The organism is uncultured Brachyspira sp. (assembly GCF_944390845.1).
Lineage (GTDB): Bacteria > Spirochaetota > Brachyspiria > Brachyspirales > Brachyspiraceae > Brachyspira > Brachyspira pulli.
In genome coordinates this window covers 1-15,113 of record NZ_CALXRM010000043.1, presented here as the reverse complement: position 1 = coordinate 15,113, position 15,113 = coordinate 1, and the positions used below count along the sequence as shown (strand labels likewise).

11 protein-coding genes are annotated in these 15,113 nt (G+C 27.9%); 7 read left to right on the top strand and 4 right to left on the bottom strand.

The features are described 5' to 3' along the window. Positions 1-66: 66 nt before the first annotated feature. Positions 67-1,668: a peptide ABC transporter substrate-binding protein gene (locus Q0K52_RS09490; protein WP_297298822.1), complete on the bottom strand. Its 1,602-nt coding sequence runs from the start codon at positions 1,666-1,668 to the stop codon at positions 67-69. A 205-nt stretch (positions 1,669-1,873) separates the two neighbouring features. Here Q0K52_RS09490 and Q0K52_RS09485 point away from each other — a divergent pair, with 205 nt between their 5' ends. After that, a complete protein-coding gene (locus tag Q0K52_RS09485) occupies positions 1,874-2,635 on the top strand; it encodes an HAD-IIB family hydrolase (RefSeq protein WP_297298821.1) in 762 nt (253 codons plus the stop codon). Positions 2,636-2,849: 214 nt separating this feature from the next. On the opposite strand, the gene Q0K52_RS09480 is transcribed toward Q0K52_RS09485, so the two are convergent. From Q0K52_RS09480 to rseP, 3 genes are all read right to left on the bottom strand, one after another. After that, entirely contained in the window at positions 2,850-4,562 is a 1,713-nt protein-coding gene (locus Q0K52_RS09480) for an amidohydrolase (RefSeq protein WP_297298819.1), read from the bottom strand. A 577-nt stretch (positions 4,563-5,139) separates the two neighbouring features. After that, positions 5,140-7,551, bottom strand: coding sequence for a TIGR03960 family B12-binding radical SAM protein (locus Q0K52_RS09475; protein ID WP_297298817.1), 2,412 nt, complete (start codon positions 7,549-7,551; stop codon positions 5,140-5,142). A gap of 509 nt (positions 7,552-8,060) precedes the next feature. Next, a complete protein-coding gene (rseP, locus tag Q0K52_RS09470) occupies positions 8,061-9,425 on the bottom strand; it encodes an RIP metalloprotease RseP (protein WP_297298815.1) in 1,365 nt (454 codons plus the stop codon). 227 nt (positions 9,426-9,652) lie between these two features. Between rseP and Q0K52_RS09465 the strand changes: the two genes are divergently transcribed. The 6 genes from Q0K52_RS09465 (at position 9,653) to Q0K52_RS09440 (ending at position 15,038) form a co-directional block, all read left to right on the top strand. Then, positions 9,653-9,985, top strand: a complete 333-nt coding sequence (locus Q0K52_RS09465; RefSeq protein WP_297298813.1) for a hypothetical protein — start codon at positions 9,653-9,655, stop codon at positions 9,983-9,985. 106 nt (positions 9,986-10,091) lie between these two features. Further along, positions 10,092-10,610 carry a hypothetical protein gene (locus tag Q0K52_RS09460; protein ID WP_297298811.1) on the top strand — a complete coding sequence of 173 codons (519 nt, stop codon included), beginning with the start codon at positions 10,092-10,094 and terminating at the stop codon, positions 10,608-10,610. Positions 10,611-10,764: 154 nt separating this feature from the next. Beyond that, the gene (locus Q0K52_RS09455) at positions 10,765-12,099 is read left to right on the top strand and encodes a CHAT domain-containing protein (protein WP_297298809.1); all 1,335 of its coding nucleotides are present in this window, start codon (positions 10,765-10,767) and stop codon (positions 12,097-12,099) included. Beyond that, the gene (locus tag Q0K52_RS09450) at positions 12,092-13,135 is read left to right on the top strand and encodes an N-acetylmuramoyl-L-alanine amidase (protein WP_297298807.1); all 1,044 of its coding nucleotides are present in this window, start codon (positions 12,092-12,094) and stop codon (positions 13,133-13,135) included. Before Q0K52_RS09455 ends, Q0K52_RS09450 begins: the two co-directional genes overlap by 8 nt. A 10-nt stretch (positions 13,136-13,145) precedes the next feature. Further along, positions 13,146-13,820: an SAM-dependent methyltransferase gene (locus Q0K52_RS09445; protein ID WP_297298806.1), complete on the top strand. Its 675-nt coding sequence runs from the start codon at positions 13,146-13,148 to the stop codon at positions 13,818-13,820. 387 nt (positions 13,821-14,207) lie between these two features. Beyond that, positions 14,208-15,038 carry a histidinol-phosphatase HisJ family protein gene (locus Q0K52_RS09440; protein WP_297298804.1) on the top strand — a complete coding sequence of 277 codons (831 nt, stop codon included), beginning with the start codon at positions 14,208-14,210 and terminating at the stop codon, positions 15,036-15,038. The last annotated feature ends 75 nt before the right edge of the window (positions 15,039-15,113 follow it).

Below are 15,113 nucleotides of genomic sequence, written 5' to 3'. Positions count from 1 at the left end.
ACATATAAAATTCAAAACAAAGGGGTACAGCGATTAAACTATACCCCTAATTATTTTTTATATTTTCTATTCTCTATATACATAGAAGAATCTATTCATACCCAATTTATCAAAACATACACCCATTAAATTAGGACGCATTAGAGCTGATGTAGTATGGAAATATAAAGGTATTATAGGCATATCATTCATAAGTACTCTTTCTGCATCATGAAATGCTTTCATTCTTACATTATTATCTCCGCTGTTCATAGCTATATTTATAAGTTTATCATATTCACTGCTTTTATAACTAGAATGGTTTTGATCGCTGTAGCTTAAAAACATAGCAAGAAAAGTAAGAGGGTCATTATAATCGGCAAACCAACTATGCATAGCTATAGCAAAATTTTTATCTACTCTAGTTTGTTGGAATACTGCCCATTCTTCAGCTGAGAAAGTAACATCTATATTTAATACATTTTTCCACATTTGCTGTATAGGTTCAAATATCTCTAAATTACCGCCGCCTTGATTGGATTTAAACTCTATTACTGGGAAATTTTCTCCATTAGGATATCCTGCTTCTGCTAATAATGCTTTAGCTTTTTCAACATTTTCCTGATATTTATCTTCAGTTACTTCGTAATAATTACCTCCATTTTCTCTGAAATCTCCATTAACATCTGATATTCCATAAGGTACGAAAGCTCCGGCAGGTATTTGTCCGCCTTTAGTAACGTTCTTTACTATATAATTTCTGTCTATAGCTAAAGTTAATGCATCTCTTACTCTAGGATCATTAAGTACTTCATTTGTGCAATTGATCATATAGAAATATATACCCAAGCTTACATTAGTTTGTATATACCCTTCACTTTTTAATGTTTCTAATTCTTGTACTGGAGGTGCTCCGCCGTAGTCCAAACTTCCGTCTTTAATACTTGCTATTGAAACTGTAGGATTATCCATAAGTATAAATTCTAATTCTTGAGGTACAATAGTTTCGGCATTCCAATAATTAGTATTTTTTTCTAAAACTAATTTTTCATCTATTTTTCTTTCCTTCATTATAAAAGGGCCATTTCCTATATAAGTTTTAGCATCTCTAGTCCAGCCGTCAGGATTAGCTTCAACTATATCTTTTCTTATAGGAAATAGGGTAGGAAAGGCTGTCAATTCCAAAAAGTATGCAGTAGGTGCTTTCAATGTTACTTCTAATGTTTTATCATCTATAGACTTTATACCTAAATTAGATTTATCCATTTTTCCTTCTGTGATTTCTTTTGCATTTAATACTGGTTCTAATTGATAACTATATCCGCTTGCCACTAAAGGATCAACTGCTCTTTGCCAAGAATATACAAAATCATCAGCAACAACATCTTTTCCGTCAGACCATTTTGCATTTTCTCTTATATGAAATGTATAAGTAAGTCCGTCTTCACTTATTTCCCAACTTTCTGCAGCTCCAGGAACTATATTATTATCTTTATCTTTTGTGGTAAGTCCTTCAAATATATGAACTATATAAGTTCCTCCATCTATTGAAGTATTTAAAGTTGGGTCTATAGTTTGAGGTTCAGGCCCTATTCTTATTTTGATGGCATTAGATGTGTTTTTCTTACAATTTGTACTAAATAGCAACAAAATAGTAAGTATAACTCCTAATAATAATCTTTTTGACATTTTTATACTCCTATGATTTTTATATAATGTTAATATAGTACAATATATAAATAATTTCAATTCATATAAACAGTAATTAATGATTTTATATCATAAAAAACAATAAAATAATTGCATAATAGTTAATTTAAATTATAATTGTTGCGTTATAATTTTTTAATAAATTATAATTATAAAAAATTTTTAAATATAAAAGAGAGTTGATATGAAATTATTTGCAAGCGATTATGATATGACCATATATATTCATGAAAAAATAGATGACAGTGTTTTCGATGCCATAAAAAAATGGAGAGAGAAAGGAAATATATTTGCAATAGCTACAGGAAGAAATAAATTTTCTATATTTGAACATATTGACAGATATGGTTTGGAATTTGATTATGTTGTAGCCAATAATGGTGCTTTGGTATTCAATAGTAAAAGAGAAATGATATTTGAAGATACTATTAATGATGATATTGCTTATAATGTTATAAACTTCCTATATAAAAATTTCTCCGGCACTGTAGAAGTTGCTAATGATAATTATATTATATCAATAAAATCTAAAGATGGTAATGATATACTTCCTTTCAGAGTTGATAAAAAAATATCTATTAATGATATAAAAACTATAAATCATATTATACAAATAAATAAAATGACTCCTGATGCTAAAGCTACAGAGGAAGTTGCAAATATTATTAATGAAAAATTTGATGATGTTATTGCTTATGGGAATATAAGAACAGTTGATATAGTAAAAAATACTGTTAATAAAGCTAATGGAGTTTCTTTTGTAGAAAATCTTATTAAAAAAAACAATACTATTGAAAAAGTTATAGTAGCAGGCGATTCTAATAATGATATAGATATGATAAAAAAATATGATGGATTTGCTCAAATAAATGCAAGAGAAAATGTGAAAGCTATAACAAATAAATATTTTAATTTTATTTCTGACATTATATATAAAGAACTTTAATTATTTTTAAAACACTATTGCTATTATACATATATAGGGTATAATTAAATTGATACTAATAATAAGGAGTTCTATATATGTGAGGAATAGCTTGTATAATCGGGTTGATTATAGCGGCAGTAGTAAGTTTATTTGATAAGTTAAAAGGGAATAAAGAATAACCCCGTTTAATTGTTCTAAATAATAAACGGGGCTTTTAATGATTAATTTTATTTTAGGCTGCTTCGTAAACTAATTTTCCATCAGAGTAAGTTTTTAATACTTTAGTTTTTGTTATATCTAGAGGATTTATTTCAAGTATATTATTATCTAATATAATGAAATCTGCTTTCTTTCCTACTTTTATGGAACCTAAACTTCCTTCAGCAAAATTCTGATAAGCTCCATTTATTGTAGCAGAGTCCATCATCTGTTCAACACTAACTATTTGATCTGCACCAAGTAAAGAATCAGCTTCTCCTTCTAAATTCATTCTTGTAGCACCTACTTGTATGCCGTCTAAAGGTCTAGGAGGAACTGTTACAGGGTAATCGCTTGCAAGAGATACAACGCAGCCAGCATCGAATAAATCTTTCATAGGATATTCATGTTCTGCTCTCTCTCCTAAATAAGGCAATTCTAATTCATAATAGTATCCATCTTCTTTAAAGAACCAATAAGGGTTAGCAACTGCAACTATATTTAATTCTCCCATTCTTTTTATATCATCTTTATGAACTAACTGTAAATGAGTTATAGCATGTCTTTTATTAGTAGCACCTGTTTGTTTTTGTACATAATCTAAAGCATTTACTGAAAGTCTAGCAGCAGCATCACCTATAGAATGTATATGTATTTGAAGTCCTAATTCTTCAGCTTTCAAACATACTTCATTCATAAAGTCTTGTTCCCATAAGCCTACACTTCTAAATCCTGGATCTGAAGTATAATCTTCTAATAAGTAAGCTGTTTTACCTTCTACTACACCGTCAGCAAATAATTTTACAGTTGTAAGTTTGAATTTATTTCCATTAGCTTGTTTTTTCAAATTAGCTATTACATTTAAATTAGATATAGGATCACTTTCTGATAATACTTGATAACCAGAGAAGTAATTTAATTTTAAATCACCGCTTTTATCTAATTCATTTAAAGCAGTGAATAAATTTTTACCGTCTGAATTCATATTAAGCATAGGATTGAATATAGATGTAACTCCATAAGATAAAGCCTCATCTTGATATGCTAATATGCCGTTTTTATATTCTTCGATAGTATAATCTGGTAATTTAGATAATATAAGTTCCTGAGCTTTTTCTCTAAATGTTCCAGTAGGCTCTTTAGTAACAGGATCTCTTTCTATTACTCCGCCTTCAACATCTGGAGTATCAGCATTAACGCCTGCTACTTCCATAGCTTTAGAATTTACCCAAATTGAGTGATAATCTTGAGATGTCAATACTATTGGAATATCTTTTGATATTCTATCTAGTACATCTTTAGTTGGGCCGTTTTTAGGAGTGTATCCATTTCCCCAACCAGAACCTCTTAATATTTTCAAATCTTTATGTTCAGCCACAAAGTTTGAAACTATTTGTTCATAATCTTGCATAGACTTACCGTCATACAATTCTACTTGGTATAATTTACCTATACCGCCTAACTCAGCATGTGCATGAGCTTCAAAAAAACTAGGCATTGCCATACCGTTTTCTAAATTAATAACTTCGGTATTATCACCTATAAACTCTTTTACCCCTTCTTCGTCCCCAACGTATTGGTATACTCCGTTTTTTACTGCAATTGCAGATACTATTTTTTGACCTGCTTCAGATGTATATATTGTTCCGGTTATTACTGTGTCAGCATAATTATTTGATTTACTGCAACCGGTAACAATAAAAGAGAAAATTAGTAAAATGATTGGTAATAATGTTTTTTTGTTCACTTTTTGTAAACTCCTTTAAAAAAATTTTTTAAAATAGGACATTAATTCTATAGTAATTTTCATCTATTGACAATAATAATTCTACAAATAATATTACTGCTACTAAAAAAAATTATTATTTTTTATATTATTATGTTACAAATTATACATTTTTACGCACGCAGAATGAAGCTAGAAATATAAATTATTCATAATTCAAATTTTATTATATTATTAATTTAGTTCACCGTGCGTTAAAGAGATTTTAAAGTTAATAAATACTTGGGCGGGTGTTATAAATTCTGATTAAGTTATATGGATAATTAATATTAAAAATTTAAAATATAGTAATAAAGAATAAAGGGCGGGGTATGTAATAAAATTTTAAAACTTTAATTACATTTGCCCCCCTTTATCTTTTTAATCTTTTATGATATTTCAGTATTATTTTTCTTTTTTAATTTTAGCTGTTATTTTAGCTACCCACCCAATATTTTTTTAAATTTCTAGTTTATTCACCGCCGATATAAGTAGGTATCATACTTTTTATTATACAGTCAAATATTAATAAGAAATTAATAATTCAATAAAAAGAATATTATACTAATTCCAACTTTCTAATATTTTTTATATTGATATTATTCTTTGAAAGATAGCTTTTTATGTCGCGTACCCTTATAGCTTTTTCATTGCTTTCTAAAAGTGTTATGAGTAAATCATCGCCTTTCTTTATAGCTAAATAATCGCCTTTTCTTTCTTCGCTTATTCTTAAATCTTCCTTGTTTGATAATATTTTCAATGCTTCTTCATCATTATCAGTTTCTATCTTGTAAATAGTGTTCTTTGGGAGAGCTTGAATATTTTTAGCATTTAAATGAGTAGATACTGCACTAATTATTTCAATACCAATATGAGAAAGTAAATTGTTTATTTTGTTTTTAAGTAAGTCTATATCTATAGAATCAGTTAAACTTATTTCCATATACTCTGATTCGCTTTCGCATGCAAATGGAGTAGGCGGAGTAAATACTACTTTTTCTAATGGGTGAAAACCTTTGCTTAATGCTATGCTTGCACCTGCAATCTTTAAAGCACAAATCATAACTCTTGATAAATCATGCATACCTAAAAGTGATGATATTCCTTCTTTTTTGAATTTCATTAATACTTTATAGTTTACAGCAAATATATCTCTTTTCTTTAGAGTTTTTAATTCTTCAACCATTTGAGTAAAGTTTGTATTTAAAACTTCTTTTTTATATTTATGGCAGTATTTTTTATAATCTATACCGCAGTTCTGACAATTTCCTGTAAAGCAGTAATCTGTAAATTTTCCGTTTTGAAATCTTTCGTATTCCTTATCAAAAAATGTCTGACTTACAAGAGTATCAATGCATTTCCAAGGCATATTTATTTTCTTGCTTAATAATTCTTTTATAGTGTATCCGCTTTCTTCTATTACTTCTTTCCAAACATCATATTTAAAATATTCTACCCAAGCATCAAATTTTGCCCCTTTTTTATAAGCTTTATAAATGATATTGCCTATTTTTTCATCGCCTCTTGAAATTATACCTTCAATTTCTGCCATTCTAGGAGGGTGATATTTTATAGCTACTTTAGTACCTCTGAAATGATCGCGTACCTTTCCTATATAAGTAATTGCTTCTTCATCTGTAAGCTGATTATTATTTTCTAAAGGTGTATGTGGCTTTGGAATAAACACATTGATAGCAGCATTTATTTTTACTTTATTTTTTGATACCTTTATCATTTTCTCAAGTGCTTCTATTATTTCATCAGCTTCTTTGTCCGGATTATCAGTGAATCCTATCATAAAATAAATTTTTACTATCTTCCAGCCCATCTTCTGAACATCTGCAAGTATATTGTATATGGCATCTTCGTCCATTGATTTATTGATTTTTTCTCTTAATTCATGGCTTCCAACTTCTAATGCAAATGTTAAGCCTGTTTTTCTAAATTGTGCTATTCTGTCTGCTGTGTCTTTATCGAATGAGTCTATTCTTAATGAAGGCAGAGAAAGAGAAAATCCTTTATGTTCTCCTAATGTTTGTAAATATTCAATTAATTCTCCAATATGAGGATAATCATCAGCAGAAAGAGAGAATAAATTTAAAGTATTAGCTCCAGTGGCCTCAAGCGACTCCATTGCTATATCAACTATCTTTTCTATAGTACGGTTTCTTACAGGTCTATAAGTTATTCCAGCCAAACAGAATCTGCAGCTATGAGTACAGCCTCTAGCTATTTCAACAGATATTCTATTTTGAATGCCTTCAACAAGAGGCACTAAAGGTTTTTTCACATAAGGCATTTCATTAATATTTTCAACGAATATTCTTTTTACATGCTCTCTTGGGTATTTCGGAACATAAGCGTATTCAAGTTTTGAAAGTTCTTTTAAAATATCATCTCTTTTAGCTCCGTTTTTCTTGAGATTATAAATCATATCCACAAAGTTTTTCATCTCAAAATCAAACTCACCGAATAAAAACACATCAATAAAATCAGCCAAAGGGAATGGATTAAATACGCTTGGTCCGCCTGCTGCTATTATAGGTACATCTTCTCCTCTTTCATCTCTATGTATAGGTATTTGGCTTAATTCGAGTACTTGTAGTATATTTGTATATATAAGCTCATACTGCAAAGTAAATCCTAAAACATCAGCGTCTTTTACTCTGCTGAAAGTTTCCAAAGTATAAAGAGGTATATTTTTTTCTCTCAAAAGTTTTTCAAAGTCTTCAGCTACTGCATATACTCTTTCACAAGAAGCATATTCAATAGAGTTAATAACCTCATAAAGTATAGAAAGTCCTAAATTGCTGATTGCTATTTCGTACATATCTGCAAAGCACATAACGAATTTAAAAGGCATATCAGGTTTTATTATAGCATTTATTTCACCGCCTAAGTATCTAGTAGGCTTTATTATATCTTCACTTTTAACAAGTTCTAGTATTTCATTTTTTAAATTTTTACTCATTAGTATATATTATCCCAATTATTATTTTGAATTGTTATTATATAGTAAAGTTTAGTATAATACAAATATTATATTATACTAAAATAATTTTGTATTGAATTTTATTTAAAAACCCCGCCCTTTAAATTTACAGTACTGATTAAAAATTAAATTTTATTTATCTTAAATGCTTAATTATAAAAAGCATGCCCGCCCAAGTGTTAATTAAATTTATAACTTTTGTCAACGCACGGTGAATGCATCTTGATAATAAATTTTTATTTGAATTAATAATTGAATCTATGTTTTTGGCATTATTTACCGTGCGGTAAAAGCATAATAAAGTTAAATAAAACTTTGAGTGGGTACTAAAATTACTAATAAAGCAATGAAGATAATGAAAGTTCAATATTGAATTTTATATAATAAACATAAAAGGGAGGGCTTTAGAATAAAGTTTTTAAGAAGTATAAAAAAGAGGCTTACTAAAAAGCAAACCTCTTTATATTTTTTTATTTTTAGAAATGTTTTTATCTGAATAATTGTGTTATATCATTTATAGTTATGAATATAGCTAAAGTTATTAAGAAAGCGGCACCAACAGCCTGTATCTTTGTTAAAACTTTTCTGTCTATAGGTCTTCTCATTATAAGCTCTATAAATGAAAATACTATCATTCCGCCGTCTACTACAGGTAAAGGAAGAAGATTCATAAGGAAAAGTATTAAGCTTATAGTAGCAGTAAATGAAAGTATAGTTCTAAGTCTGTACTCTACATCAACAGAAATAACCTGTGATGATATCTGTATTATTCTAACAGGACCGCCTAAATTTTCACGTACTGATAATTTTCCAGTGAAAAGAAGTTTAAGACCATTGATATATGATACTATATAGTTTCCTGTTTCTTTGAAAGCCTCTGGTATAGATTTTGGGAAAGGTGTTCCAGCAACTCTTTCTACTCTCATAGGAGTGCTTTCAAATTCTACACCTAAACTTCCGTAAGTTCCCATTGATTTTGAAGCTACAGGTTTTGGTATAGCCTCTCTTGTAATTTCTTCTCCATTTCTGATAAGTGTTATATTTATCTTCTGAGAAGCATTTTCCATAACTATAGGTCTGAAATCTGCTATATTATTTGCACTAATGCCGTTTATAGCGATGATTTTGTCTCCAGCCATAAGTCCGGCTTCGGAAGCAGCAGAATCAGCAACCACATTTTTGATTATAAGATCATCGCCGAAATATAATCCTAATACTCTCTCTCCGCTTAATGCCTTTAACATTTCTACAGAAGGTATAGTTACATTTAAAGTTTCTCCGCCTCTGTTTAATGTGAATGTTATATTTTCAGCAGCCTTTTGTACAGCTTCATCATTTATTGTTTTTAGTATATCATTATCAGATTCTACTTTTATTCCATTTATAGCAGTGATAGTATCTCCGCTTTGTATGCCGTATTCATAGGCTAAAGTCATACCAGATTTTGCATGCATATATTTTCCATCTCTGAATACTGATACAGTAGGGGAATACAAATCTATTTTTGAAGGAAGTGATACTAATATTGTAAGCAAAAGAAATGCAAACAAATAATTAAAAAATGGTCCTGCAAAATAAACTATTATTCTTTTAAAAGGAGACATATTTAAAAAATCTCCTTCTTCTACATTTCCGTCTTCAGAAATTTCACCTTTAAATTTACAGTATCCTCCAAAAGGTATTGCTGAAAATCTGAAGTCTATTCCTTTAATTTCTTTTCTAAAAAGTATAGGGCCAAAACCAATAGAAAAAGCTTCAGCCTTTATTCCAACTGCTAAGCCTGCAAGTAAATGCCCCATTTCATGAACAAATACAAGTACGCTTAATAGTATAATCGCACCTATCCAACTCAAATTGAACCTCCTAATAAATTATGATAGATTTTATAATATATTTTTTCTTATTAAGAAAAATTACTAATTAGTATATATTTAATATAAATTTATTTCAATATAATTTGCCAAAAATAATAAGAAATATATTATATTATTTTTTTTAATTTACAATAGATTTACATTCATTATTTTTAAATATAACAAACATATTTACAAAAAATATCAAATTTGCTAGATTTTGTATTATGAAAAGATTAATTATAATATTTTTATCAATTATTAGTTTGTTTATAGTTGGATGTAATTACAAGATATTGAATCCTAATAATTCAAATTCTTCTAATAATAGTAATGAAGGAAATAACAATGGTTCAAATGAAGATAATTTTGGCAATGGTTCTGAAAACAATTCTGGAGAAAATAATTCTGGCGAAGACAATGATAACTCAGAAAATCTTACAAAAACTATGTATTTTAAGTTCAAAGTTTCTGGAAAATCTTCTCAAGAAGCATTTAATAAAAATGATATTTTTCCTAAAAAGATTTTGATGAGGCCAAAAATAATAATACAGCTTTGATTTCTATAGTATTGTATACAGATAATACTACATATCAATGTACATTTGATGGATTTGAAAGTAAATAGTTATAGTAAGATATAACATAATTAAAAGGAAACTATTAATGAAGAAAATATTTAATATTATCATATTATCAATGTTTTTATTTATTTTAATTGGATGCGGTACTAGCGGGGTATATAATCCTGGTAATTCTAAAATCATGTATTTTCAATTGAAAGTAGAAGGCGAATCGATGAATCAAGCTTTTAGAGTTGATGAAACTATGTATGCTAATAGAATAAGTATAGAAACGGATAATGGGCAAACTTATACATATTCATCTGCAAGAGGGCCTTATTATTTTTGTAATAATAGAGATATGGGAAATACTATGACAACAGAATCGTACATTAAATCAGAAAAATTATATGGTTCATATAGCGGAAATACCGGTTCTTTTGATTTTTATATATGGGTTGGATATGATGCACATTTAATATTAAGAAAAAATATTTCTATAAAAATACCATTAAATACATTTAATGAAGCTATTCATAAAAATACTGCTTTAATTACATTAAAATTATTGCCTGATGAGGATAGATACACATTCACACTTGACGGGTTTGAAAGTAAATAAGTTAATACATATATCTATTTTATTTATGCATTCTAATATAATATCCGATTATATTTTTAATAGTTAAAATGCTGTTTTTTAATTTGATTATATAAAAAATTACTATATAATAATTAAAATTAATTAATAATAAAAACGAATATAAGTTATTAGTATGGAAGATAGTAAATCATATATTATAACACAGGATAGAGATTATTTTTTATCTCATAGCATTGAATATATTTCTTTAAAAAATTCCTCTATAAAGAAGATTTTAAAAGTATTAAAAAAGGATAATAGTATAATAAATATATTTTTATATGATGATGAAAAGAATAAATTATACGGATATTATGAAGTTGATTTGAATAATGATAAAAAAGAAACAGATAAAGATCATACTAATATCTATATAGAAGATAATTATAAAAGAAGACGCGGTATATATTATAAACTAGAAGAAAAGTATTCAGATTTTTCAGTATATGAGATAGATTCAAATACATTCTCAAAATTAAGAGATAGATTAGTAGTTTTGAATGATAATATATCTCAAACATTTTTTTCTTATAGTATAGAAAATGATATTTTTAAGTATAAGGGAATAGAAACGCACCCATCGCTTTATGTGGCAGAATATGAAAAGCATTTTGATTATAAAGCTTATGAAAGTATATATAAAGAATATTTGCGTTTGCTTAAAAACTCCAATAGTGAAAGCAATAATATAGATAAATATATAGAAATTGGAAGTTATTTAATGAATATGCTTATACCTGAAAAGGATTTTAGGGAGCATTTACTTGGAGGATTTAGAATAGTTTATTTACATGCTGATAATAATAATACATATAATATACCTTGGGATATATTATCTTATGAAGGTAAATTTATATCAGAGAATATAATTTTTTCTCATGCTAATGCCACTAATATACTTCATCATAATAGCAAAAGAATCAGTAATAGAAAATTAAAAATGGCTATTGTTTCAATACCTAATGATGATATTACTTTTGATAAAAAAGAAATAGACAGTATTTTAATGCTTTCCAATGATGCTAAAAATATAGAAATAGATTTATACAAAAAAGAACATAATTATTTTGAATTTATCAAAGTATTAGAAAGTTATGACATAGTTCATATAATAACACATGGATACAGCGACGGCATAAAATTAAGCGATGATTATATATTAAATTCAGTTGGGGCATTGGAGAATCCTCCGGCACTTGTATTTATCAATGCATGCAATATGGAAGAAACAGATAATAATTTAACTAAATCATTATTAGCATCTGGAGTTAGTACTGTAATATCTGGAATTGGTTCTTTAGCTGACGGCATGTATATAGATTTTGTATATAGTTTTTATAGTAATTTGCTTCATAAACATGCCAGAATAAATACCGCTCAAGCATATTATTTTGCCTATGTTGAAGTTAAAGAGTTTTATAAAGGTTTTATACGCTATAGATTTAACGGAGTTCCTATATATGTTTAAAATGACGAAAATATTCCTTTTATTAATATTTATATTGCTGTTTTCATCTTGCAGCAATGATGATTATGTTACTCCTATAAGAAGCAGAAAAATTGCTCCTAAAATATCTACAGTATATAAATCACCGGCTTATAATTTAAGAATAAAATATATTATACTTCATTATACTGCATTAGATGATGATTTATCTTTAAAAGTTTTAACAGATCCTGGAGTTTCAGCACATTATTTAATAACATCAAGGCAAGAAGATCCTATATATAAGCTTGTAGATGATAATGACAGAGCTTGGCATGCAGGCGTTACAATGTATGATAACAGACATACTATGAACGATACTTCTATTGGTATTGAAATAGTTAATTTAGGATTTTTACAGAAAGTTACAAATACAGCTGAAGAATTAGCAAGAATGACAAAAAAAGAAAAAGAGAATTTATTTTTTATTCCTTATGATGAATATATAGAATTTAAAGAGAGTCAAATAGAGAAGGTGGTATATTTACTTAATGATTTAATAGATAAGTACGGAGTAAAACCATATAATATATTAGGGCATTCAGATATAGCACCATATAGGAAAAAAGACCCAGGCCCAAAATTTCCTTGGAAAAGACTTTATGAGGAATATAATTTAGGTATATGGTATGATGAATATGATTATACAAATTTCCTTAATGATGATCAATATAAAAAGGCAAAAGTTCTTGATATAAAAGAGGAATTTGTAAAGTATGGCTATACAAGCATGCCTACTAATAATGTTTGGGATTTTGACTCAAGAAAAGTTTTATATGCTTTTCAATGCCATTTCAGACCAGAAAAGATAGACGGAAATATCGATAATGAAACTTATGCTGTTATTAGAGCTTTAAATGCAAAGGTGAAAAAAATTAATGAAATGGAAGAGCGTTCTAAAGCTAATAACTTCTTAACTAATACATTCTTTACCAATATATTTATAAGTAATAACATGATAAGTACAAATTGGAATTATATGTATACTAATAGTTTATTGAATAGAAATCAAAATTAAGGTTTTATTTATGGTAACAGTTTATATTGCGGCAAGAGATATAGGAAACTATAAGGATAATACGGAGAGATTAAAAGAAATTTTGATAGAAAGTGATATTATTTTAGTTGAAAGTTTCAGAGAGGCTACAACACTTTTTAAAGCATTGGATATCAAAAAAGATAGAGAATGTTTAATAGAGTTTAGCGAGCATACTAAGAAGGCAAAGGATATTGATGAAATAATAACTAAAATAATTAATTGTAAAACAGTTTCTCTTATAAGCGATTGCGGAACCCCCGTTTTGGAGGATCCCGGCAGATTGCTTATTGAGTATTGTTATTCGCATAATATACGTGTGCGTCCTGTAGCGGGGGTAAGCAGCGTTACTGCGGCAATTATGTGCCTTCCTTTCAATTTCAAAGAATTCTACTATGCTGGTCTTTTGCCTCGCGATGACAGAGAAAGAGAAAAGAAATTATCATATTTAAAAAGATTGAATGTTCCCGTAATAATTTTGGATACTCCTTACAGACTTGGCAAGGTTTTGAATGCTGTTAAAAAAGTTTATTCTAAAGACAGACAGGTTGCTTTATGTCTTGATATAACTACAGATAATGAAGAAATAATAATTGATGAAATAAGTAATATATGTGTTAAATATCAGGACAATAAAAAAAGAGAATTTGTATTGGTTATAAGTTAATTTTTTGTTCAAAATATACCTAAACAATTATATTTTGTCAAAAATAAATTTATATTTTTATTTTAATATCTGTGGCTTTGCCCACCGCTCTGCGTGCTTACGCAAGCCCACACTTCTTTTGGTGACCCAAATAAGCAAAAGGACTATATTTTATCTTAAATTAATTAATTATTTTTACATGTAAAACAATTTTAGTATGATTTTGTACTAATTTTATACTTGCACTTTCGCGAAGCGTATCCGAGCCTGTCGAGGATATAAGGTTCTTTGACGAAGTCCGCAGAGCGTATGCGGCGGGAAAAAGAACAACAAAAAAATTGACAAACTCTAAAATTTTTAGTATATATATTTAATAAAATTTTATATAAAAAATAAAAGGGGTATAGTATGTTAGCAGATTATCATGTACATACAGAGTTTAGCGATGATTCTAAATATCCGTTAGAAGAACTTATTAAAGATGCTATAAAATTGCATATAGATGATATTTGTCTTACAGATCATGTGGATTATGGTATTAAAGTTGATTGGGACAGCAATAAAAATATAGAGTATAGAGGCAATGAACCTTTTGCCAATGTCGATTATGAGAAATATTCCAAAGATATAAAAAGAATGCAGGAAAAGTATAGTGATAAAATAAAGATAAAAATGGGACTTGAATTTGGAATTCAAATGCATACTATAGATAAATATGAGGCATTATTTAAAAGATACCCTTTTGATTTTATTATTCTTTCTGTTCATCAGGTAAATGATAAAGAATTCTGGACTCAGGATTTTCAAAAAGGAAAGAGTCAAAAAGAATATAATGAGGCATATTATAATGAGATACTTGGCATTATAAAGAAATACAAAAATTATTCTGTACTAGGGCATCTTGATTTAATTGTAAGATATGATGAAAATGGGGTATATCCTTTTGAGAATGTTAAGCCAATTATAGAAGATATATTAAAAATAGTTATAAATGATAATAGGGGAATAGAGTTTAATACTTCATATCATAGGTATGGTTTGAAAGATACTACTCCTTCTATGGAAATTTTAAAATTATATCATAAATTAGGCGGTAAGATTATTACTATAGGAAGCGATAGTCATAAGCCGGAGCATTTGGGTTTTTATATAAAAGAAGCTAAAGATATTCTTAAAAGTATAGGATTCAAGCAGTTTTGCACTTATGACAAAATGATTCCGACTTTTCATGATTTATAATGCACAGGAGCCAGACATATTGCATTAAGTATTCCTTAGTTTTTTAAAGTATAACATAGGTGTATCATAATTTAA

Excerpts from the sequence above, each read along its gene's own strand:
- Q0K52_RS09450 (WP_297298807.1), top strand. The coding sequence starts at position 12,092 with ATGTTTAAAATGACGAAAATATTCCTTTTATTAATATTTATATTGCTG.
- Q0K52_RS09445 (WP_297298806.1), top strand. The coding sequence starts at position 13,146 with ATGGTAACAGTTTATATTGCGGCAAGAGATATAGGAAACTATAAGGAT.
- Q0K52_RS09455 (WP_297298809.1), top strand. The coding sequence starts at position 10,765 with ATGGAAGATAGTAAATCATATATTATAACACAGGATAGAGATTATTTT.
- Q0K52_RS09485 (WP_297298821.1), top strand. The coding sequence starts at position 1,874 with ATGAAATTATTTGCAAGCGATTATGATATGACCATATATATTCATGAA.
- Q0K52_RS09460 (WP_297298811.1), top strand. The coding sequence starts at position 10,092 with ATGAAGAAAATATTTAATATTATCATATTATCAATGTTTTTATTTATT.
- Q0K52_RS09465 (WP_297298813.1), top strand. The coding sequence starts at position 9,653 with ATGAAAAGATTAATTATAATATTTTTATCAATTATTAGTTTGTTTATA.
- Q0K52_RS09490 (WP_297298822.1), bottom strand. The coding sequence starts at position 1,668 with ATGTCAAAAAGATTATTATTAGGAGTTATACTTACTATTTTGTTGCTA.
- Q0K52_RS09440 (WP_297298804.1), top strand. The coding sequence starts at position 14,208 with ATGTTAGCAGATTATCATGTACATACAGAGTTTAGCGATGATTCTAAA.
- Q0K52_RS09475 (WP_297298817.1), bottom strand. The coding sequence starts at position 7,551 with ATGAGTAAAAATTTAAAAAATGAAATACTAGAACTTGTTAAAAGTGAA.